The sequence below is a fragment of the Paenibacillus sp. FSL E2-0178 genome (assembly GCF_038593005.1).
Classification (GTDB): Bacteria; Bacillota; Bacilli; order Paenibacillales; family Paenibacillaceae; genus Paenibacillus_AQ; species Paenibacillus_AQ phytohabitans.
The window spans coordinates 795763-817942 of the sequence record NZ_CP151953.1; the positions used below are offsets into that span (position 1 = coordinate 795763).

Here is a 22180-nt window from a genome sequence, read left to right on the forward strand (position 1 = left end):
CAATTCGCTGTGAATTATTAGATATTAAAAACTGAAATTCATATTCAGTTTCAACGTGGAAGTTAGTGATAGTTGTATTATGTGCAATTAAAAACAGAGAAAAAGCATGTTTGCCTCTTATAACTGTAGTCTGTACAACTAAATTTGCCCGAATGGGCGAGCACCCCTCTACATAGGGCAGTTTAATTGCACGAAATACCACTAAACGCTTAAACACTAGTAAATCAGGTGATTTAGTTGTACAAAGTACAATTAAGCATACCTGATATATCGTAACCAGTCACTGTCAAACCTTCAGCAAGCGGTTAACCAAAGTGGTTATCACAAGTTTATATCTGACGCTATACATAGCTTGGAAATGAATAGTTTGGAATATAGAGGAGCGAGTGAATCCGTGAAGTCAGAAATTATACAACAGGAGTCTCCGGCGAATGGCCGCCTGCAGCGGGATGCCCTAGAGGTACCGGAGGGGAATGACACCTTCCTGCAAGGGGTCAAAGACTGCCTCCCTACTCTGCTCGGCTATCTAAGCATTGGCTTTGCAGCAGGCGTCGTGGAGAAAACGGCCGGCCTCTCCATTGCCGAAATAGCCATGATCTCCATCATTCTTTATGCCGGATCAGCCCAGTTTATCGCCGCAGGAATGATTGCGGCCGGAAGCAGCGCCTCCAGTATCATCATCACAATTCTGCTGGTCAATCTGCGTCATCTGTTGCTGAGCGCGGCGATATCGCCGTACTTCCGCCATTTGAATCCGCTGCGCAATCTGCTGATTGGCTCACTGCTTACCGATGAGACCTTCGGGGTAGCCATCCAGAAGAGCGCCTCCAGGAAGCGGATCAGCGAGAAATGGATGCACGGGCTTAATATTACAGCCTATTTGAACTGGTTCCTGGCCAATATCGCCGGCGCCTTCCTCGGACAGTGGATATCCAGTCCGGAGAAGTGGGGGCTGGATTTCGCTCTGCCTGCCATGTTCATCGGACTGCTGGTGCTGACGGTCATGGCACGGCGCAAATATCTGCTGGACATTACCGTCGGCTTCATAGCCGTCATTGTTGCCGTTCTGGTCTCTATTCTGTGGTCGCCCAGCATGGGCGTGATTGCGGCAGCCCTTATAGCCTCTACGATTGGAATGGTGATTGAACAATGGAAATAAGACTGGACATCTTCTTCATTATCCTGGGCGCTGCACTCGTTACCTTCATCCCGCGCGTTCTTCCGCTTATGCTGCTTAGCCGGATCTCCATTCCGGACTGGGGGATGCGTTGGTTAAGCTTTGTACCGATTGCGGTAATGGCTGCATTGGTCGCCCAGGAGCTATTCGTAACAGATGGCAGGTTCGCCGGCCTTTCCACGAATGTGGAGCTGATCGCGGCATTGCCCTCCTTCTGGGTAGCCGTCAAAACCCGCAGCCTGCTCGGAACCGTAGTTACCGGTATCCTGGCGCTGATGCTGCTGCGTCTGCTGTTTTAAGCCCTTATACTTCAGCTTCCAGCTTCAGGGTCTTTTTTACATATTCGCCAATATGATGAATCGCCTGCTGCGCTTCAGGCAGCAGCGCAGCCAGTATCTGAAACACACTCCACATGTTCTCCCACACTTCCAGCTTGGCGGGTGTCCCCTCCACAAGTGCCTTACCGGCCAGCCGCTCGGCATCGCTCAGCAGCACCTCGTGATCACCTACTTGAATGAACAGAGGCGGCAATCCAGTGAGGTCTTGTCTCAGCGGTGATAATAGTGCAGGAGCTTCCCCGGCATACTCCCCAAGATAATCTTCCAGAATACGCTGATTAGTCTCCCGGCTTCCTGTGGGATCTCTATCCGCCCGGCTCGTATAAGACTCTCCGTCCAAATGAACAAGATCTCCATGAGGCGAGAGCAGGAATGCCCCGCCCGGAAGCGGCTTCCCTTCATCCCGCAGAGAGATCAGCGTCATAAGGGCAAGCGTGGCACCTACGGAATCTCCGCCAAATATGATATGCCCGGGCTTGAAGCCCTGGTCCAGCAGCCACAGGTACGCAGACAGGCAATCTTCACCCGCAGCCGGATAACGGAATTCCGGAGCCAGCCGGTATTCCACAGTAAGCACAGCAATTCCGCTGGCGGCCGAGATCCTTGCGGCCAGATCCCGGTAGACTGCACAGCTGCCGGCCACAAACCCTCCGCCGTGGAAATACAGAATCACCTTTGTATCCCAATGCGCATCCTTTTTTCCACCAGTTCTGACCCACTCCCCACTGAACCTCTCTGTCCTTACCTGCTCAACCTGCACACCGTTTAGCACAGGCAGTTGTCCGGCGGATTCCGCAAGGGCGGCGCGGATCTCTTGGACCGATTGTCCCGGATACGGTTTATTGTGCTTCAACTGGTTGGAAATGACCTGCAGCTGTCCGGCTGGAGTAACACTAGGGCATAACATAACGGTTCATTCCTCCTCTTAATCGTTCATAGACACAATATAAACCCTGTACCGGAGTACAGGGTCAAGTGGCTATCTCAGATTATATTCCCGGCAGATTCAGCCTTTCATGTTCAAGATATCAAGAGTCTCCTGGACACCCGGATGTCTGTCCTGTGTAAGGAGGCTGCTCTTCAATTCTTCCAGCTTTGTGCGGGTCTTGTGCCGTTTGGCAATCTCCAGATCAACAGCGGCCATTTTACTCTCTATGACTGTAATAAAGTCCGGTATTCCGATACTGCCGTCTGAAGATTTGACCAAAGCTTTCTTGATCTCACGCAGAGTGAAACCGCAAGCTTTCGCATTCTGAATGAAAGCGATCCGTTCCAGCGCTTCCTCCGGATACATCCGGTATCCGGAGGACGTGCGCTGAGGCTGCGGAATCAGCCCGTATTTCTCATAATATCTGAGCGTTTCTATGTTTACTCCGGCCTCTTTGGCCAGCTCGCCTCGTAAATATGGGGTCATCCCTATTTCTCCTTCCTGCAGGATTAGCTACAGCTTCAACTGTTCTTTAAGTGCTGTAATCTCTTCAGCAGAGAGCTCAGTGAGGTCTGACTGTTCCTCGTCTGCATATCTGGCTTTATTATAAAATGCAAGCAGGCGGTTATAGGCTTCCCCTTCGCTAACCGGGTTTTTGCGCTGCCGCTTCTGTCCTTCCGACCATGCTGCCACGTCGGCAGCCGTCTCCTGAGGGGTCAGATAGGCCTTCACCTCATATCCGTCAGTATGCTTGGCGCGGAGCCAATGACGATAGAGCCAGCGGATGCGTGCCCGGCTTCCGTCCATTGTCTCCCACCGGTCCCGGCGGCTGGATGGTGTAAGCCTGGTACGCAAGTAATCCCTGAAGCCCTGAACGGTCTGCTCCCAAGTGAACAGGCTGGTCTCTTCATCCTGATAACCGGCAGCAGCTGCAGGCGATTCTCTGCGCAGCAGTGTCAATAGCCAGTCCATTGCTCTGCGGAGCAGTCCACCGGTATTTCTGTATAACCAGCGTACTCCGTAATACAGCACCACAGCTATTGCAGCCGCCCCTATAATATAGAAGCCAATGTTAAGAATTGCGGCCAGAATGCCAGGTTCACCGGCTTCGGCTGCCGGGAATTCCTGAATGGCTTGTGGAGGAGCCTCCTCCGGCGGAGGATCCTCTGCACCAGAGGATAGCCGGCTGAGCCAGGTGAAGAAGAGACGCACCGCATTCCACAGCAGCATACCCACCGCTTTGCCGCCGCCCGCCGCCAGGATTGCCGCCAGGACAATGAATCCCGCCAGATACAGGCGGTTATGCCGCCGCAGGCCTTCAGGCAGACGTGCTGAATCACTGTTTAAGGAGCTGTAGCGCAGATGGCTGCTGTTGGAATCAATCAGTGCCAGCACCAGACATAAGCTTCCGCTCCAGGTTAGAATAGTCACATTAGCCTGAAGCTCCGGAATCTGGGAGAAGGCTATGGAAGCAATGAAATAGATCGTGATTCCGGCCAGATAGATTCTGAACCGGTTCACCCGTGAAGCTGTAGTCATGCCAAGATACGCACAGACTGCGGCACCCGCTACCAGCGGGATGCCCGGGAGTGTCAGTGTGCTGCTTATCAGTCCGGACAAGAGACCCAGCAGCAGCGCCGCCAGCAGCTGCTGCCATAACCGGCTGCATCTATGCCGCAGCAGTACACCGCCTGCAACCAGCAGCGGTAATAGGTAAATCCACCGAACCGCTGCTTCACCCGATTGCAGATAAGTCTGCAGCGCCAGCCAGACAGGCAGAAGCAGCAGCCAGTCTATGAAAGCAGTAATCCATAGCGCAAGGTTGGCCTGGAATGAAGACGAGAAACGGAGCTTCATAGCGCTGCACCGCCTTCTTCCGGAATATCCAGCCATTCTACGCCATTCCCCATGAAACTCAATACCGCAGCGGCATCCTGCAGTTCCGCTCCCCGGTGACAGGTAATGATCAGATAATCCGTATCGCCTTCATCCTTCTCTGCTTCAATCTCCATCAGCCTGCTCATTGGCAATGTTCTGTCCAGATTCAGTCTGGCCAGCATGCCCAGGAATTCTTCAGCATGTGATATCGGCCAGGTATCCACCGGATCTCTTGCCCCGCCGCCGTCCAGCCTTCCGTTGCTGAGCAGCCGGGTCTCAATGCCATGGCTGATGGCATATTCAGCCACGGTCGCCGCATACCGGATGCCTAGCTCAATCCGTTCCACATCGGTTACGGTCCGCCACATGGAATCGCTGATCTCCACATTCAGGCAGATTACAAGCCTCGAATCGGCCGTGTAATCCTTCTGATGCACCTGCATGCTTCCTGTCCGGGCTGTCGCTTTCCAGTTGATCGAAGCCAGGGAATCCCCTGCACTGTACTCGCGGGTACCAGCGGTCAGGAACGGATCTTCTACAATCCAGCGCTTGACGGGCAGCTCGCCGAGCCAGCTGTGCACCGGCAGCGGAAGCTCATGAAATTGAAGCAGCCCCGGGTAGACAAGCAGCTCCAGCTGCAGCGGGAAGGTCTTCGATTTGCGGCTCATCCCGAAGAGATCCCCCGTGGTCATCGTTGCGGTCTCCAGAAGAAACAATCCGCGCTCCCGGCAGATCACATTATGCCGGCGTTTGATGTGGCGGTAAGACCTGAGAAAGAACAGGCTGACATGATTCTGTGAGATCTCGCCGCTGCTGATGCCCAGATTCTCCTGGGAGCCGAACTCAAGCCCCCGGGCGATACTGGATTCCAGACGCAGCCAAGGCAGCGGAAGCAGCTTCTTATTCATGATCTCCTCGACCATCTCCACCTGTTCTCCTGCATATACGGCCTTGGCCGAGAAATAGCGGGTATAGGTGACCTTCTTAAGCGCGTTACGGTCGTATATAGCAGAGACGAATAACAGCAGAAACAGCGTGCTTGCAATGAACCACGGCAGCGACATGGCTCATTCCACCCTTCCGCCTCTGGACAGGACAGCAGCCTCCGCCGGAACCTCCACCTCGCGCAGCACCTGAAGCACGACCTCAGCCGATTGCCCCTCGCGGACTCCGGGTCCGCGCTGAAGGATTAGCCGGTGTGCAAGCACCGGAACGGCCACGGACTTAATATCATCCGGAAGTACATAATTCCGCCCTTGAATCAGAGCATATCCCTGCGAAGCGCGCAGGAGGGCGAAGCCTGCCCGGGGGCTCGCGCCAAGCCGGACAGCAGGGGATTTACGGGTAGCCTCGACCACACGGATCATATAAGCCAGCAGTTCATCACTTACATTAATACCAGCGGCAAGCCGCTGCATCTCTTGAATTTCCTGTGCACCTGCAACCGCACCGGTATCCTCCAGCGGGTTGTTCTGGCGGAACCGCTGCAGAATATGAACCCCTTCATCAAACGTAGGGTACCCTGTTGTAATCCGCATTAAGAACCGGTCGAGCTGTGCCTCCGGCAACGGGAACGTCCCCTGGCTGTCAATCGGATTCTGCGTGGCAATGACCAGAAACGGCCGCTGCAGCTCATGAGTCACACCGTCGATGGTAATCTGCCGCTCCTCCATACATTCCAGCAGGCTTGACTGGGTACGCGGAGTTGCCCGGTTAATCTCATCAGCGAGCAGGATACTGGCGAATACCGGACCTGGACGGAATTGAAATTCCCCGCTTTTCTGGTTGTAGTAGTTGATGCCGCTTAAGTCAGAAGGCAGCAGGTCGGGCGTGAACTGAATCCGCTTGAACGCGCAGTCCAGCGAGCGGGCCAGTGTTTTGGCAAGCAGCGTTTTGCCTGTTCCGGGCACATCCTCCAAGAGTACATGACCATTTGCGAGCAATGCTGTCAGCAGCAGGTTTACACCATCTTCTTTTCCGACAATTACCTTAGCCAAATTTCCCCTTATCGATTCGATTAGAGCAGATGCTTCTTGAAGATTCATGTATAATGACACCATCCTATTCCAAAAAAAGGTATGTACTATAGCTTAATCATACCAGAAAGCGTCTACATTATATAATTGGGAGAATCAACAGTCATTTCAGCTGCTTGCCGGACTTCGAGCGTACCCATGCCACGATAAAATAGTACACCGGTATAAACTCCACAATCAGCCAAAAAATAGTCGTATTGAAAGAATAATAATTGTGGTAATATACGGCCACATTCATCGAGTATACAAATGCAATTGTAATGGAACAGACCGTCAGGAGCGGAATCATAACTTTTTTTGCTTTTTGTCTGGTAAGATACAAGGCACATTTATAAGCAACATAGATCATAAAAGAGCTGTGAATGAACATTGAGGACGACCATATGCCAATCAGAATCGGATCAGAGTTTCCCAGGAGATCATCATTTGAGGAACTGCGGATCATCTGCAGGAAGGGAAACTGCAGTTCCTTCCCGAGATACGGGCCGAAATTCAGCATGGTCATAAGCCATACTATCAGAACAATCAGTATCACAGTGATCCCCCCCAAACTAAGTGGCTTCATGATCTTATTGCTGATCTTAAGCTCCGGGGCAACAAAAAGAAACACAACCCATTCGCCAAACCAGGACATCACCGTAATCGAATCCTTAATGACGATGTGCGGGTCATGATAATGGAGAAATGCCGGAAGCATAGAATATTCTGCATGCTGGATGAATAAATACGTACTTAGAATGGCAAAAACAATGCAGATCAGAGCAATGCCTTCCGACATATACACCATAGAGGCAAAACCCAGATGAGCGGTGTACATAATGACCAGACCCACAACAAGTATAATAAAAAGCGGGGGAGTTCCGCGCAAATAATTGCCTCCGAAGAACAGTGCAAAATTGTGTATATCATATGATACGTAATAAATACACCAGCACAAGAGCAGAATCACTATGATTCCATGCAGCCACTTCCCCATAATCTCTGCCCCGAACTCAACCCAGCCTATTCCCGGCTTGAGCTTTCCCACCATGATCGTGAAATATAACAGAATCAGCCCAAGGAAACCGCCAAGAATCAGGCTTATCCATCCTTGATAGGATGAGGTTTCAATGAGACCGGGAATCAGAAACATCGTACTTTGAGAGCCAAGGTATACAATCGAGAACCGAGTCATTTGCCATTTAGATGTCCGCATATTTCCTCCTTCGCTCCCTTATTTCTCCGAACCAAAATCTGCAATTTTAAAATCAGCTGTCACCTTGATCCGGGCCTCCCTGCTGTAATAATCCTCCCAGTGATCACGCAGACGTTTCCATTCTTTCGGATAATTCCATTCCAGCAGCATACCGAGCTGAAGTACATCTACTCCCGCCTTCTGCACATTTTCCAGCGTCTCCGAAACTTCCTTTACCACTTTCTCCTGAAGTTTGGTCTTAAGCAGATGGCTGAGCTGGTCCGCTTTACGTTGTTTGGAGTCCTTGAAGGAGGTTATACTCGCCCGGCCTTTTAGCTTCACATGAAAGACTGGCCCTTCAGGAGTCATCTTGACAGAGGAGGAGGCTTTGTCATTCAGAAAATACGCAGTTGCAGTCCCCTTGCCATCATCATCCCATGCAAACGAATTTACAGATTGAACGTAATGATTTGCTGCCCAAGCCAAGGCTCTACCCTCTTTCACCTTCAGTATGGCCTTCATCTTCTTATCCTGAAACAGCATCACACCGTCTACCCCGCACCAATATTCCGTTTTCCCCTGCTCGGAAGTTTCACTTTTTTTGCCGAAAGATAAATAATTCATGGCATAGCCCATATGGTAAGATTCCGACAGGATGCAGTCTCTGATTGTAGTACTTAACAGAATCTTTTGCCTGGCCATATTATTGAGCACCTGATCGGGCAATTGCTCGAAGACCGGTGTCAGCATCGGGATCTCCTTAGCCTTGCCTGGAGCAGCCATAATATAGGTTCCGAGAGAATTCTCAGGCTGCCGCTGGAACCATTCCAGCATATCTCCTATCCCCTGCTTGGCATATTGTTTGCCCAGTACAATAATCTTGAGATGTGAAGCCTCCATTTTGCGTGACAAATCCTTCTGAATCAGCAGGATAGCTTCCGGAATGGTCGGTGCAGTCTTGGATACCATAGAGTAGCTCTTTCCGTCTCCAGCCCCGCCCCCTTGTGCGCCTGAATCCAGACGGTTCGGGAGCGGTGAACTGATAGTCACCTCAACCGTTCCGGGTTCCTCACCAACATCAATAAACAAGCCATATACAAAGGTCAATTCGTCGAGTTCCAGCTTGGACCAGCAGCCGGTCAGATTCAAAAGCAGCACTAACACAAGGATCAGCTTGAGGGGCTTCATTACTTCTGTCTCCTTTTATTCTTCCTGTCGGTATAGGAGGAGCTGCGCTCCGTCATATACTGGGACGGAACACGGACCACGGTATCCTTCCAGTCTTCCAGAACCAACGGAGCCACCGGCTGGAGAAAGGGAGTACCGAACGATTTTAGATTAGCCAGATGGCCATATATGATAAAAACGGCGATAAAGACACCAATCAGTCCCATCGTCCCTCCCAGAATCAGGAGCACGAATCGCAGCAGCCTGAAGGTCAATCCAAGCTCAAGATGGGGGATGATGTAGGAGGCGATACCCGTGATGGAAACTACAATGACCATGGGTGCTGAGACAATTCCCGCCTGTACCGCAGCCTGCCCTATGACAATACCGCCGATAATAGAGACAGTCTGGCCAACCGGCTTCGGAATGCGGGTCCCTGCTTCTCTCAGTGCTTCGAAAGTAAGTTCCATGAGCAAAGCTTCCGTCAGTGCGGAGAAAGGGATATTCTCACGGGCGGCAGCAATGGTGATCAGCAGGTTGGACGGAATAATCTGTGCGTGGAAGGTTGTGATCGCCACATATAAAGAAGGCAGAATCATCGATATCAGCGAGAAAAAGAAGCGGACCAGCCGGATCCAGCTGCCAGCGTAGAAATTCTGGTAGTAATCCTCAGAGGATTGCAGGAGCGCAAAGAAAGTTACAGGTGCCAGTAATGCCGACGGGGTACCGTCCTGCAATATGCTGATTCTGCCCTCCATCAATGATGCGGCTACAGAGTCGGGACGTTCTGTATATTGATAGATTGGAAAAGGTGAAAAATGCCCCTGGCGCATATGCTCAGCCAAATAGCTGATGCCCAGAATTCCGTCGACTGAGAGATTATTTAGTTTCTCTTCCATTTCAGCCAGGATTTCCGGTTTACAGAGCCCTTCGATATAAACCAGATATACATCGGTTTTGGTGTATCTGCCGATCGAGAAATGTTTGGTCTTCAGATCAGCATGCTTGATCTTGTGGCGCAGCAAGGACAGATTCGTCTGAACATCCTCGATAAAAGCCTCCTGGGGTCCAATGACCACCAGCTCGTTCTGCGATTCGGACACTGCTCTCTTCTGATACTGGGTAATTTCGAAATAATAGACATACGGCAGTCCTTCAATACAGAGAACCGGATTCCCGCTGACAATCAGCTCCACGGCCCTGTCCGGATGAAAAGCCTTCATATAAGGAATCGCAAAGGCTGAGCCGCGGTCCAGACGCTCCATGAACTGCGGCCAGGCCGGTTCACTGTTAGCCTCTGATTTCAGCGGACTGGAAACAAATTCCTGCAGGCTGAGCATGTCCACAATGGCAGGAATATAGATCAGCATGCAGGAGTGTCCGTACACATGTATCGACTGGTATACAGCATCGCTGCAATCCGTGAGCTGTTCTTTGATGAGCTCCAGTATATTCTTGTCCGGCACCCTGCCTGCCTCCTTCCGGTTATAGAGAATCTTCCTTAGTGTGCCAGAACACCCTGAATTTATGCCCCTTAAGCGCAAATAGCCCCACTATGCGGGCCCCAAAATATATAAATTTCATTAAAAAAGGAGCCGGATCATCCCGGCTCCTTCATTAAACGGTGTATTATCGTTACTGTATCTGTCCTTAGTAGCCCATCACAGGATGAGGAATATAAGGCTCCTCCAAACGGAGTACATCTTCCGGACTGAGCGTGACCGACACCGCTGCGGCGGCATCCTCCAGATGGCTCATGCTGGTCGCTCCGACAATCGGTGCTGTGACCGGCTTCTTCTGCAGGACCCAGGCTAGTGCAACCTGGGCACGCGGAAGACCCCGTTCTTCAGCAATCTCTTTCACGCGCAGCGCCACAAGGCGGTCTGCTTCTTCGGTTTGGGAGTACAGCAGCTTAGCAAATTGGTCACTTTCCGATCGGGTACTCGTCTCCTGCCAGTCCCGGGTCAGCCTCCCGCGGGCCAGCGGACTCCAGGGAATCACTCCGATCCCTTCCGCTTCGCACAGCGGCAGCATCTCCCGTTCTTCCTCACGATACAGCAGATTCACATAATTCTGCATCGATACGAACCGTGTCCAGCCATGCTGCTGCGCCACATGCAGTGCCTTCAGAAACTGCCAGGCAGACATCGAGGATGCTCCGATGTAGCGTGCTTTGCCTGCCTTGACCACATCGTGCAGCGCTTCCATCGTCTCTTCAACCGGTGTCGACGGGTCCCAGCGGTGAATCTGGTACAGGTCCACATAATCCGTCCCCAGCCGCTTCAGGCTATGGTCGATCTCGCTCATAATAGCCTTGCGCGACAGGCCTCCGCCATTGGGGCCCGGGCGCATTTTACCATGGACCTTAGTGGCAATGACTACCTCATCACGGGAGGTGAATTCCTTGAGTGCACGTCCGACAATCTCTTCGCTGGTACCGTCAGAATAAATGTTGGCCGTATCGAAGAAATTAATGCCCAGCTCCAGCGCTTTGCGGATAAACGGCCGGCTCTCCTGCTCATTCAGTGACCAGGGATGGGTCCCGCGCTCCGGTACCCCGTAGCTCATACACCCCAGGCAAATCCGTGATACATCCAGTCCAGTTGTTCCCAGCTTCACATATTCCATAATCGGCAGATCCTCCCTCTAGCAAATTAGATCCTATGAAACCGATTATAGTATACCGCTGCTGGCCGGAAATGGAAATCAGTCCTGTTATCCGGCTTATTGAAACGTAGCACCGATGTTCGTACCGCTTGGCGTGCCTGATCCGATCAGATCACTTCCGGCGGCCAGCTTCAGAAAGCTGCCGAGGCTGAATGAACCGTCAGCATTTCTTACCACCGAAGGAGTCAGGCTGACAAAGTCGGCACTGCTGACGGCAAGACCTTTGGCATTCGTGCTGGCATTGCTTTTCCACCATACATTGGTGCTGAGGATATCCGTTCCGCTGGTTTTATCACTGGAAGCGCCGGCAAAACTCAGATTGTTCGTAAACTGATGCGTTCCTGTATCAAAAGCATAATTGCTCTGACCATTGCTCCACGAGGTATTATTGGTCATTTGGATGGAACCTGGATTGCTGTTGTAGGTGAACCCGTGTTTTTTGTTCTGAAAAGCGATGCTGTTCTGCACGATGTGATTGACAGCAATCTTTTCACCGCCGAGCTTGAAGCCGTTGCCGTCACTGTTCGCTGTGCTGTTTCCGTCCGAGGTCTGGCCGTTCTTATAAGCAATGCTGTTCTTGATCGTGACCACCCCAATAGGGCCGGTATCCGATTTGGTATAGAGATCCCAGCCGTCATCTGTGTTCCAGGCGGAGATGCAATAGTCGAACACATTCCCGGGTCCAATCGTCAGCTTGGCGGCAAAGCCGTCGGCATCCTCGCCATTATCCGGATCGAAGTTGTCATGGGAATACACGCCGATGATCTGGTTATAGCTGGGCCAATCGGCCATGTTGGACAAGGTAGAGGAATAGCGGCTGATTTGCAGCCCGGAGTCCCGGTTATGATGAACCTCAACATTCTGGATAATGTTGTAGTTACCGCCGATGAAGATACCGTTATCTCCCGCGCCTTTCACTTCAAGGCCTTTTACATTCCAGTAGTGTCCGAAGATCTGCAGGCCGCGCTCAGTGGAAGCAAAGGTCTCCCCGGAGAAATCCAGTACCGGCTTCTCACTTCCATAGGCCACCAGGTTCTTGCGCAGCCCTGAGCTTCCGCTGTTCTCGCGCTCAACCGTTACCGGAGCTGTGAAGGAGTAGGTACCTCCGCGCATGTAAATTGTTCCTCCGGCAGCCACTCTTGTAAGTGCCGAAGAGAGTGTCGTCGGGCTGCCAATTGTACCCGGATTAACGGCTGCCCCGTTTGGTGCAACATACAGGCTTCCGGATACCGGTGTTGCTGTTGGTGCCGGGGTGACCGTAGGAACTGGAGTTGGAGCTGTGGTCGGTGTTACTGTTGCTGTAGGTGTACTTACAGGAGTTGCCGTTGGCGCTGTAGTCGCCGTTGCTGTAGGGACTGCAGTAGGACTTGCGGTTGCTGTCGCTGCTGGTGTTGCGGATGGTGCAGCGGTCGGAACCGTGGAACCTGCCCCGTTGACTACGACATTGTCGAATTTGACTGAAGTCTTGTAAGCGACAAGGCCAATACCTCCGGCAGTCAAAATGTTATCGTGTGCATTTAATTGCAGCACATTATTCACATACATATTTATTGAATCTCCACTCAGTTCAAGCTTCACTGTGTATACAGTGCCTGTAGAAACCGCGAAATCTTTGGAGGCCAGCGTAGTGCTTGAACCCGAGACTTTTTTGCGGATTTCGAGTGTGCCGCCATTGCTGTTCGACAAGGAGGCAGCGTAGTAGTTGTTGCCGTCCGTATACCGTCCACACACATAAGTCCGGTTGCTTCCGTTGAAGTTATCCACCTTCACATCCGCTTGCACGCTATAATCAGTCCATGTGCTGCTGCCTGCGGAGGTGCGGCCTTCTGTACTGGCAGATTGATAATATACCTTGGAGCTGCCATCCTGAACTACAGACCATGTGCCCGTGGTACTGGTCCAGCTGCCTGCACTGCCGGATTCAAAATCATCATTGAACAGACTTGCCGCAGCAGCCGAAGGTATGCCCCATTGCAGCCCGCCCAAGACGAGCACAGAAGAAAGCGCAATCATTAAAGCATAAGTAAATCGCTTTTTTATTTTCACGTTAACATTAACCTCCAAAGTGTTGGTTTATTTAATAACCATTTGCAGCGTTTGCATTACGGTTGCAATTCCAACGAAAACTTGTATGTCTAAGTGCAGCAGCTATACGCCATGGCGTTCCTCCTTTTGTCCGACTATGCAGATCACTGCTTTGTGTTCTTTTTCGCAGCAGCCAATCTAATCTCCACTATAAGTAAATATTTGTAATTGTACAGAGGTTTCAGAACCATTTTATTGTATTTCTTTGAATTATAGAATTTTCTATGAATTTTCTGCGGGACTCTTCTGAATTCACAGAGATGTGCATACGAAATAACCCCACTATGTGGGGTCTTAGCTTTAATTAATATTTGGTGTCAATTTTGGATAAAAGGCTTCAGTTTCTTCAGCAGGGTCTGCAGCTGTTCTGAGCAATTTTCGTACATCTGCTTGGCTTCTTTATGCTTCGTAGACAAGCTGAACAACTCCAGATCGGCTTCGCATTTCTTCAGCAGCGCATACAGCTGGGGCTTGTCCTGCGGCTGCTGAACCTCCACATTATCCGTGTACAGATCTACGGTAAGCTCGCCGTAAGAGTCTACCTGGCCCAGGAATACATTCTCCACGCTCAGATCGAGCTTACCAAGTTCCCCCTCCAGCCAGCCGCGCGACAGATTCAGGGTATCGAGCGGTTCATCCATAATTTCGCCGTCCATAATCACAGCCTGAGTCTCTCTCTCTGGAGCAACCTTAATCCCAAGATGCTTGGGTGTAAGCGGCTGATTCTCGCGGGTGAGCAGCACATTGATCGCACCGTCCGACTCCATAATGGCAAATTCAACATCAGCCACTTTGAAGACATCCTTCTTGCGCAGCTCCTCCAGCAATTCATCTGTGGTCAGCTTCTCCTTCTTCATATTGTTCTCCAGAATCTTGCCGTCCTGAATCAGCACGGTAGACTTGAAATCAATGAAATCCCTGGCCTTTTTGCTCTTGATTTGCAGGAATTCAATCCCCAGCGAGAATGCCCCCCAGACGACCAAAGCGATCAGGCCCAGATGCCAGGTCTTGTCTGTATCCAGCGAGACGTACGCCGCCAGGTTCCCTATTGTAATTCCCGTAATATATTCGAAAAAAGACAGCTGCGAAACCTGCCGCTTTCCCAGCAGCTTGGTTAGCAAAAACAGCATGATTACCGCAGAAATGGTTCTCACTACGACTTCCAGTGCTTCCGGCATTCGTAAACCCCCTGTAAGTTATTCATTATCCGCATATGTTGCTTCAGCTTCATTATTTGTCAAAACAGGCGGAAAATAACCAAGAGAATAAATTCCTGCTGCCAAACGGACGCACAGGCTATCTGCTAAATGGGATTTGTTACCTGTATGTCCTGCTACCGGATGCGGATACTACACCGTGAGATTCTGTTCCAACCCAGACCCTAGGAGGTAATGATCCCATGACTGTTGCATCACAGGTCAAAACCTGCGTAGCTTCGCTGAAGAGCGCTCAAGCCAGTCTTGAGCAGTTCGCCATGGAAACCCAGAACGAGGAAGCCAAGACCCTGTTCACCAATGCAGCCGAGCAAACCCAGCAGATCGTTCAGCAGGTTGAGGGCCGCGTAGCGGAAATTGAGAAAGAAGAGCCGCAGTATAAAGGGTTCTGACCATCATTAGTTATTATGAACGCCAAATAGGCTGATCCATACGCAGACTCCTCTGCTACCGGATCAGTCTATTTGTTACTTATGAATACAAGTCTCACACTTTAACTGCATCTGCAATTAATGAAACAAAACCTAACTTCCCCTCCGCATTTCGGTGATCAAAACGCTTCGACCGGTAGATGAAACCGCTGCGCTCATCCCAGGGAAATTCATGAAATTGGCCGGATTCATCACAGTACTCCAGCAGTTTAACCTGATACCCTGCGGCAGTGAACATCTTCTGCAGAGTAATATAAGTATGTACGATCCGGTGAGAAGCAGCAGGATGGTCCAGGGGTCCCGGCCCGCCGATCTGCACAATGTTCTGATAAGCTTCATCCGGGAAGAACCCGTCGGGAACAGCACAGCGGATATATCCGCCTGGAGCCAGATAGGTATAGCAGTTGCTTGCTGCCTGCACACCTTCCTCATAGGTCAGATGCTCCCAGACATGTTCGGCAAGAATAGCCATCAAGGAATCAGCGCTGAATTTGCGCGACCAGTCTTCGTTCCGCAGCAGATTCAACTCTGACTCTTCCGTATGCAGCCATCCCTTGTTATGCGGACTCCCGCCGCTTCCAATCACTACTCTTAATGGTTCATTCAACCGGATCACTCCTTGCTTAGCATCCACTACCCTGGTATTCATTGTAATCCCAATTGGAGATATCCGGAATACAGCTTTGTCAGATTGATATGGATTTATGTGACTTATTTTGCATAACGGATTCTCAGTCCGCGCCACGCTACTCTCCACCCCTGCTCCAGCACTACCAGTAACCTGAAGTACATGTTTCCCAGATCATCGCCGATTTCCTTATCTTTAACAAAAGAAAAGAGCCGCCGGTTGGCTGCTCCTCCCCTCTTCCGTTCATTTTATTTATCCGGCACATTCGGCTCGGCCTTCCGGATGAATTCCGCAATGTCCAGCTTGCTGCCGGTCCGCGCACTCTCCAAAGCGCCAAGCACCATCGCCATACTGTAGCGGTTATCACGGCAGTCGGTCTCGGCGGGACGCTGCTCCGCAAGCGAGCGGAACATCTCTTCAAGACAGCCCTGATGGAAGGTCTCCTCCATCTGCACAGCCGGCCCTTCTACCCGCTCATATTCATTGAGGAACTGTCCGGAGGTTTCACCGCCACCGATAATCTCGGCATACGGCATATCCCGGCCACCCCAGATCGCTGCCCCCCGTTCCCCCTGAACCCGCCATGAGGCTTCCCAGGACGTAGGCGCACCTTCCGCACACCACGAGCCCTGATAACAGAATACGGAGTCGTCTGACATTTCGAATATACAGATAGCTGCCGCATTCCCTTCATACCACGATCCTGGAGGGTTGAATTCCTGGCAGTACACACTTACAGGATCGGCGCCGCTGATAAAGCGGGCCTGATCGAAGGTATGGATGGCCATGTCCAGCAGCAGCGGGCTGTCCATCGCTTCCCGGAATCCGCCGAAATGCGGAGCCAGAAAGAAGCTTGCGCTTATGGAACCCGTCCGCCCTATGGCTCCCTCGGTGATTAGCCCGCGCAAAGAGCGGATATGCGGATCATACCTGCGGTTCTGCATTACGGCATGGCTCAGCCCTGTGCGTCCGGCCATGTTAACGATTTCATTACATTGCTCCATCGTTTCCGCCAGCGGCTTCTCGGTGAAGACATGACATCCGGCTTCCAGTGCCTTACTGGCAATACTGAAATGGCTGGACGGCACGGTGATATCGAACACCAGATTGGCCGCTGTAGCTTCTATTGCCTGTGATATATCTGTAAATACCGGGCAGGTGAGTCCATGCTTCTCTGCCATCGCCTGCGCGGATTCCACCCGGATATCTACGAGTCCGACGATTTCAATATCAGCATGCTTCAGCGCATAGCTGATCCATTCATTAGCCATGGCTCCACAGCCCGCAACAACTACACGATACTCTGCTGTCATAGGTGTTCCCCGCTTTCTGGATTAGACCGGATTTGGCACGAAGCTGCCGCCCCGGCAATTTTTCAAATAATGGAGTGCATGAACCTGGCCGGTCATTTCCAGATCGTCACGGTAAACGGGATCATGCCAGCCTTCGATATCAATCGTTCCTGTGTACCCGGCCTGCCGCAGTACCGAGATTACATCGGTCCAATTCGTATCCCCGAAGCCCGGTGTCCGGTGCCACACATACGGTTTAGGTCCGTGAATTCCGTATTCCTTGATAATATCCCAGGCAATCGTTGCGTCTTTGCCGTGCACGTGGAAAATTTTGTCCGTCCATTTGCGCAGCTGCGGAATCGGATCAATCAGCTGTACCATCTGGTGGCAGGGCTCCCATTCCAGACCCAGGTTATCGGCATTCACCGCATTGAACATCTTCTCCCATGCTATAGGGTTATGGGCGATATTCCAGTCCCCGGATTGCCAGTTGCCGTCCATAGAACAGTTCTCAAAGGCGATTCTGACGCCACGGTCCGCGGCTCTTTTGGACAACTCACCAAACACCTCTGCGAATTTCGGAATGGACTCGTCAATCGAAACCCCGGGAAGTCGTCCGGTGAAGCCGGAGACCATATCGGTTCCAAACAAATGGGCGTGGTCGATCAGCCGTTCCCAGCTGCCCAGCGCATCCGAGTTATCCCCAGTGCCTGTAAGCGGATTCCCGAATATCCCTGCAGAAGAGATTACGAAATCATGCTCCGCAGCCAGTTCACGCACCCGTGCAGCAGTTTCTGTCAGATCCGTGTTTCCCGTTGTCTGCCAGAAGGTCAGGCTGAATGATTCGAACCCGTGACCTATAATTTGCGGAATCACTCTTAGTGCGTCTCCGCCTCCCACCAGTGTCCCGATTCTCATTGTATCCTGCATCTTGTATACCACTCCAATATTGGTTTATAGTTAGTTCAACAACCCAAGTATATCCTTCATTTCGGGCAAAATCTCTTCTTATCTTGTGTTAAACTAGCTGAATCTTGTGGGAGTTGAAGCCATCTTGACTTATCCGAAGGAACTGAAGGAATATCCTGCGCTCGAGGAGAAGATCTATCCATTCCGCTTATTCTTCAACCAGTGCCAGGGCGCCAAGCCCGAGCAGAACATCCTGTTCCTGCACTGGCATGAGCATTTCGAAATTATTGTGATGCGTGAAGGCCGGGCGATCTTTCATGTGGACAGCAAACCTTATGAAGCCGGACCCGGAGACGTGATCGTGGTACCTTCCGGCGGGCTTCATGTCGGCTATAGCTTGTATAGCGGAGATGTATCTTATGTCTCGATTGTTTTTCATGCCTCATTGTTCAAGGACCGGAATCAGGATTCCCAGCATGAGCAATTTGTGGCCCCTTATCTTAGCAATCAGTATCAGTTTCCGGTCATGCCGGTGGTGCATAATCCGGAATGCGCCTCGTATTATCCCTTGCTTGAGCGGATTATTGAGGAGGTGCAGGCTAAACAACCGGCTTTTCAGCTCGTGGTGAAGAACCAGCTCCACTTATTCTTCACACACCTGTCCCGTACCTTCCCCGCCCAGCAGAGCGAACGTCATTCTATCAACCGCGAACGCTTCAAGCCGCTGCTGGAATACCTGGAAACACATGTTGATCAGAAAATGTCGGTCGAGAGCGCTGCCCGATTCGTTAATCTGAACGCTTTCCATTTCTGCAAAACCTTCAAGAAGCTGACCGGACGCACCTTCATCGACTATGTGAACCTGTGCCGGATGGATGAAGCCGAGCGGCTGCTGCGGGAGACCGGCTTCAGCATTACAGAGATTTCCGGCAGAGTCGGCTGTGACAATCCCAATTATTTCACGAAGCTCTATAAGCAGTACAAAGGCCTGACACCCTCTATGGTTCGTAAATAGCCATAACAAACACCGCACATCCATTAATGTGCGGTGTTTGTTTTTTACATTTAGAATCTACATTTCAGATATCGGAACCCAGCGCCGCTCTTCAATCGAACGTTCCACAGCTTCCAGTACAGCCTGGCATTTCACACCGTCCCGGAAATTCGGCTCAGGCTGACGGCCTTCGGCAATCGCATTCGACAGCTCCAGCATCTCGTGAATGAATGTGTGCTCAAATCCAATGGTATGACCCGGCGGCCACCAGGCTTCAGCATAGTCATGTGCGGGATCGGTAGCGAGCACTCTCCGGAAGCCCTGCACATCCTCGTCATCCGAGGTCAGATAGACCTCCAGTTCGTTCATCCGCTCGAAGTCGAATTTCACACTGCCCAGACTGCCGTTGATCTCAAAAGAATTGGTCGAACGATGGCCGGCCGCGAACCGTGTCGCCTCAAAGCTGCCCAATGCACCGTTTGCAAAACGGGCCAGGAACAAAGTAGCATCATCCACCGTTACCGCGCCGCGCGGTGCATCTTTGCTGGCCCGGGCGCTGAGACCTGTCATCTCCGTTGCCAGCGGCCGTTCCTTGACGAACGTCTCACTCATGCCGATGACCTCCTGCACATCCCCTACCAGGAAATGGGCCAGATCAATCAGATGCGCCCCCAGATCCCCATGCGAACCTGAGCCGGCAATCTCCTTCTGCAGACGCCAGACCAGCGGGAATTCAGGGTCGAGAATCCAGTCCTGCAGGAACCAGGCACGGAAATGATAGATCTTTCCCAGCCGCCCGCTCTCAATCAAGCGTTTCGCCAGCCTCACCGCCGGGGAGAAACGGTAATTGAAGCCAACCATATGAACAATACCGGCCGCCTCTGCAGCCTGGAGCATTTCTCGCGAATCTGCCAGATTCAGCGCCAGCGGCTTCTCGCAGAAAATATGCTTGCCAGCAGCAGCAGCAGCCAGCGCAATCTCCTTATGGGCATTGCTCGGCGCATTGATGTCGATTAGGTCAATATCGCTGCGGGAGACCAGCTCCTTCCAGTCCGTCACACCTTCCGACCAGCCCAGCTGGCCGGCGGCCTCCTGCAGCGCTTCCTCATTCCGTCCGCAAATGACGGACATTTGCGGTTTGAGTGCCTGGGGGAAGAACATAGGAAGACTGCGGTAGGCATTACTGTGGGCTTTGCCCATGAACTTATAACCTATCATTCCGATCCGTAGCTGTTTCAATATGAATCCTCCTCAAAGAATACTTCCTGATTTCAAGCCGCCTTCAATCAGCTATATTACACTGCGGGAAATTATTGTACACGCATACATTTTCTCATTGAGAGCGGTCTCAGTCAATCTGCATCTCCCCTTGTCCACGCGTATGGCTAGATATTCACCAGCATGATCACCCCTGTTACCGTAAGCGTACTTAGTAATGTAGAGAAGAACACGGCCTGCGAAGAGAACTCCGGTTCATTATCAAATTCAACAGCAAGCAGCACAGAACTGAGTGAGGTCGGCACAGCAGAGGAGACAATCAGCGCTTTGGCTACCAGCCCCTCCATCCCAAGCAGCCATAATGCCAGCGCAGCAATGGCCGGTCCGGCAAGCAGTCTGAGGGTAACAGACAAGGTGAGATCAAGCCTTTTCCCGGATGGCAACGACCATTTCATTGAACCCAGCTGCACACCCAGCGTTACCAGTGCCAGGCCGATAAACGCATTCGCCACATAGCCAATCGGGGCTGCAAGGAAGCCAGGAAGCGGAATCTCCAGTCCCCGCATGACCAGTGCCAGCGGAATGGCATATATAACAGGTTGTCCGGCAATCGTACGGAGGACCCTCCGCAGACTGCTCCGGTGAGCATTAACACTATAAATGCCATAAGTATTCGGCAGGAAGGATTGCAGGGTTAGAATAACGACCTGTACGGCAAGTGTTAGCGGATTACCGGAGAAGGCCAGCTGGTTAATTGGAAGCCCGTAATTCGCACTATTGGCAAAAAGCACACTGTTGCGCAGCGCAGCAGGCATTCCGCCCTTCAATCCCCTGGCGCGGACTACAATCTCCAGCACCGCATACTGCAGCAGCATATATATGCAGAAAAATAAAATGATCTGTCCGAACAGCACCAGCGAAATGTCCGTCCCGTACAGCAGCTGAAATACCACAGCCGGGGTAAGCATATAGAAATTGAGCTTGGACAAGGTTTTGATGTCCAGCTTGAATACCCGGTATAATACCGCTCCCAGGAGGATAACGATAAACAGGGGAATCACGTTATTCAGCAGAATCGAGGTAAAAATAATCATATCCCGTGTCAGCCTCCCTGCAGCATGGTACGCAGCCTCAGCTGTCCATCATTCTGCTTCGTATAAGTTAAGGGTTATCGTTCATCCAGGTCTGCACATACTTCAGGAACCGGCTTGTTGCAGGCGATGCATATTTCATCGAGCTGACGGCAATTCCCAATGAGCGGAAACTCCGTTCCTCCAGCTCAAGCATGGCCACATTATGATTCTGGAACCGGGTGACCAGCTCCGGGAGGATGCTGATGCCCAGGCCTTTTTCCACCATAGCTATAATCGCATAGTCATCCCCGGCCGAGAATTTGATGTTCGGCTTAATCCCCGCCTTCTCCAGCACCCGCTGCACATCATAGTCCGAGCCGGGCCTCGGAATGATGAAATCCTCGTAGGCGATCTGGGCCAGCGGCATATACGGGGCTTTGCTCAGCGGGTGGTCCAACGGAAGAATCGCCAGCATCCGGTCCTGCTTCAGCGGAAAGACCTCGAACTTCTCCCGGGTAGGCAACGACAGGAAGCCGCAGTCGACCACACCAGCCTCAATCCATTGCTCAATCTCCAGATATCCGCCCTCCATCAGCTTGAATTCAATATACGGGTACTCTTTGCGGAACTGTTTGATCATCCCCGGCAGCCAGTGTACAGAGACACTCGTGAACGTCCCAATCGTAATTGTCCCTGTCTCCAGACCGTGAATATCGGCCACCTGCTGCTTCAGCTGTTCATTCCAGTTAAGGATTTCGCGGATCGGCTGAAGCACCTGCTCCCCGTTCACCGTCAGCTTCACACCGGAACGATTCCGTACCAGCAGCGGGAAGCCGAATTCGTTCTCCAGACTGCTGATCGTATGGCTGATACCGGATTGGGTGAAGCCCAGCACCTCGGCGGCTTTGGTCAGACTGCCCAGTTCAACCACTTTGAGGAACACTTCATATTTGATTATGCTCATTGCTGAC

At 51.7% G+C, this 22180-nt stretch carries 20 protein-coding genes and 1 pseudogene; 4 read left to right on the top strand and 17 right to left on the bottom strand.

What is annotated here, in order from left to right; all coding sequences use genetic code 11:
• Nucleotides 1-439 precede the first annotated feature (439 nt).
• Both MHI42_RS03275 and MHI42_RS03280 read left to right on the top strand, forming a co-directional pair.
• A complete protein-coding gene (locus MHI42_RS03275; RefSeq protein WP_042141160.1) occupies nucleotides 440-1159 on the top strand; it encodes an AzlC family ABC transporter permease in 720 nt (239 codons plus the stop codon).
• Nucleotides 1150-1476 carry an AzlD domain-containing protein gene (locus MHI42_RS03280; protein WP_042137016.1) on the top strand — a complete coding sequence of 109 codons (327 nt, stop codon included), beginning with the start codon at nucleotides 1150-1152 and terminating at the stop codon, nucleotides 1474-1476. The genes MHI42_RS03275 and MHI42_RS03280 overlap by 10 nt, the downstream gene beginning before the upstream one ends.
• Nucleotides 1477-1480: 4 nt before the next feature.
• Here the strand turns inward: MHI42_RS03280 and MHI42_RS03285 are convergent, their stop codons facing one another.
• The 11 genes and pseudogenes from MHI42_RS03285 to MHI42_RS03335 all read right to left on the bottom strand — a co-directional run bounded on the left by MHI42_RS03285 (nucleotide 1481) and on the right by MHI42_RS03335 (nucleotide 14628).
• Nucleotides 1481-2422: an alpha/beta hydrolase gene (locus tag MHI42_RS03285; protein WP_342422760.1), complete on the bottom strand. Its 942-nt coding sequence runs from the start codon at nucleotides 2420-2422 to the stop codon at nucleotides 1481-1483.
• Between the two features lie 99 nt (nucleotides 2423-2521).
• Nucleotides 2522-2929 carry a MerR family transcriptional regulator gene (locus MHI42_RS03290; RefSeq protein ID WP_342422761.1) on the bottom strand — a complete coding sequence of 136 codons (408 nt, stop codon included), beginning with the start codon at nucleotides 2927-2929 and terminating at the stop codon, nucleotides 2522-2524.
• Between the two features lie 27 nt (nucleotides 2930-2956).
• Nucleotides 2957-4300 carry a hypothetical protein gene (locus tag MHI42_RS03295; protein ID WP_342422762.1) on the bottom strand — a complete coding sequence of 448 codons (1344 nt, stop codon included), beginning with the start codon at nucleotides 4298-4300 and terminating at the stop codon, nucleotides 2957-2959.
• Nucleotides 4297-5385, bottom strand: a complete 1089-nt coding sequence (locus MHI42_RS03300) for a DUF58 domain-containing protein (protein ID WP_340987325.1) — start codon at nucleotides 5383-5385, stop codon at nucleotides 4297-4299. The genes MHI42_RS03295 and MHI42_RS03300 overlap by 4 nt, the downstream gene beginning before the upstream one ends.
• 3 nt (nucleotides 5386-5388) lie before the next feature.
• On the bottom strand, nucleotides 5389-6366 hold the full coding sequence (locus tag MHI42_RS03305) for an AAA family ATPase (RefSeq protein ID WP_342422763.1): 978 nt from the start codon (nucleotides 6364-6366) through the stop codon (nucleotides 5389-5391).
• A 94-nt stretch (nucleotides 6367-6460) separates the two neighbouring features.
• Nucleotides 6461-7552, bottom strand: coding sequence for a GerAB/ArcD/ProY family transporter (locus MHI42_RS03310; RefSeq protein ID WP_342422764.1), 1092 nt, complete (start codon nucleotides 7550-7552; stop codon nucleotides 6461-6463).
• An 18-nt stretch (nucleotides 7553-7570) separates the two neighbouring features.
• A complete protein-coding gene (locus MHI42_RS03315; RefSeq protein ID WP_342422765.1) occupies nucleotides 7571-8719 on the bottom strand; it encodes a Ger(x)C family spore germination protein in 1149 nt (382 codons plus the stop codon).
• Nucleotides 8719-10164, bottom strand: coding sequence for a spore germination protein (locus MHI42_RS03320; RefSeq protein ID WP_342422766.1), 1446 nt, complete (start codon nucleotides 10162-10164; stop codon nucleotides 8719-8721). The genes MHI42_RS03315 and MHI42_RS03320 overlap by 1 nt, the downstream gene beginning before the upstream one ends.
• 184 nt (nucleotides 10165-10348) lie before the next feature.
• Nucleotides 10349-11326 (bottom strand): aldo/keto reductase, encoded by a 978-nt coding sequence (locus MHI42_RS03325; protein ID WP_342422767.1) that lies wholly within the window; start codon nucleotides 11324-11326, stop codon nucleotides 10349-10351.
• Nucleotides 11327-11422: 96 nt separating this feature from the next.
• Nucleotides 11423-12592, bottom strand: a pseudogene (locus MHI42_RS03330) (right-handed parallel beta-helix repeat-containing protein); the annotation flags it as partial.
• Nucleotides 12593-13767: 1175 nt separating this feature from the next.
• Complete coding sequence (locus MHI42_RS03335) at nucleotides 13768-14628, bottom strand: DUF421 domain-containing protein (protein ID WP_171719374.1); 861 nt, start codon at nucleotides 14626-14628, stop codon at nucleotides 13768-13770.
• 221 nt (nucleotides 14629-14849) lie between these two features.
• Here MHI42_RS03335 and MHI42_RS03340 point away from each other — a divergent pair, with 221 nt between their 5' ends.
• Nucleotides 14850-15056 carry a DUF1657 domain-containing protein gene (locus MHI42_RS03340; protein WP_171719373.1) on the top strand — a complete coding sequence of 69 codons (207 nt, stop codon included), beginning with the start codon at nucleotides 14850-14852 and terminating at the stop codon, nucleotides 15054-15056.
• 94 nt (nucleotides 15057-15150) lie between these two features.
• On the opposite strand, the gene MHI42_RS03345 is transcribed toward MHI42_RS03340, so the two are convergent.
• The 3 genes from MHI42_RS03345 to MHI42_RS03355 form a co-directional block, all read right to left on the bottom strand.
• Nucleotides 15151-15744: an SAM-dependent methyltransferase gene (locus MHI42_RS03345; protein WP_342422768.1), complete on the bottom strand. Its 594-nt coding sequence runs from the start codon at nucleotides 15742-15744 to the stop codon at nucleotides 15151-15153.
• A 227-nt stretch (nucleotides 15745-15971) separates the two neighbouring features.
• Nucleotides 15972-17036 (bottom strand): Gfo/Idh/MocA family oxidoreductase, encoded by a 1065-nt coding sequence (locus tag MHI42_RS03350; protein ID WP_342422769.1) that lies wholly within the window; start codon nucleotides 17034-17036, stop codon nucleotides 15972-15974.
• Nucleotides 17037-17057: 21 nt separating this feature from the next.
• Nucleotides 17058-17945, bottom strand: a complete 888-nt coding sequence (locus MHI42_RS03355; protein ID WP_342422770.1) for a sugar phosphate isomerase/epimerase — start codon at nucleotides 17943-17945, stop codon at nucleotides 17058-17060.
• A gap of 124 nt (nucleotides 17946-18069) precedes the next feature.
• Between MHI42_RS03355 and MHI42_RS03360 the strand changes: the two genes are divergently transcribed.
• The gene (locus tag MHI42_RS03360; protein ID WP_171719369.1) at nucleotides 18070-18939 is read left to right on the top strand and encodes an AraC family transcriptional regulator; all 870 of its coding nucleotides are present in this window, start codon (nucleotides 18070-18072) and stop codon (nucleotides 18937-18939) included.
• Between the two features lie 57 nt (nucleotides 18940-18996).
• On the opposite strand, the gene MHI42_RS03365 is transcribed toward MHI42_RS03360, so the two are convergent.
• From MHI42_RS03365 to MHI42_RS03375, 3 genes are all read right to left on the bottom strand, one after another.
• Entirely contained in the window at nucleotides 18997-20160 is a 1164-nt protein-coding gene (locus tag MHI42_RS03365; RefSeq protein ID WP_342424677.1) for a Gfo/Idh/MocA family oxidoreductase, read from the bottom strand.
• 143 nt (nucleotides 20161-20303) lie between these two features.
• Complete coding sequence (locus MHI42_RS03370; protein ID WP_342422771.1) at nucleotides 20304-21230, bottom strand: AEC family transporter; 927 nt, start codon at nucleotides 21228-21230, stop codon at nucleotides 20304-20306.
• A gap of 67 nt (nucleotides 21231-21297) precedes the next feature.
• Nucleotides 21298-22173, bottom strand: coding sequence for a LysR family transcriptional regulator (locus MHI42_RS03375; RefSeq protein WP_171719367.1), 876 nt, complete (start codon nucleotides 22171-22173; stop codon nucleotides 21298-21300).
• Nucleotides 22174-22180 lie beyond the last annotated feature (7 nt).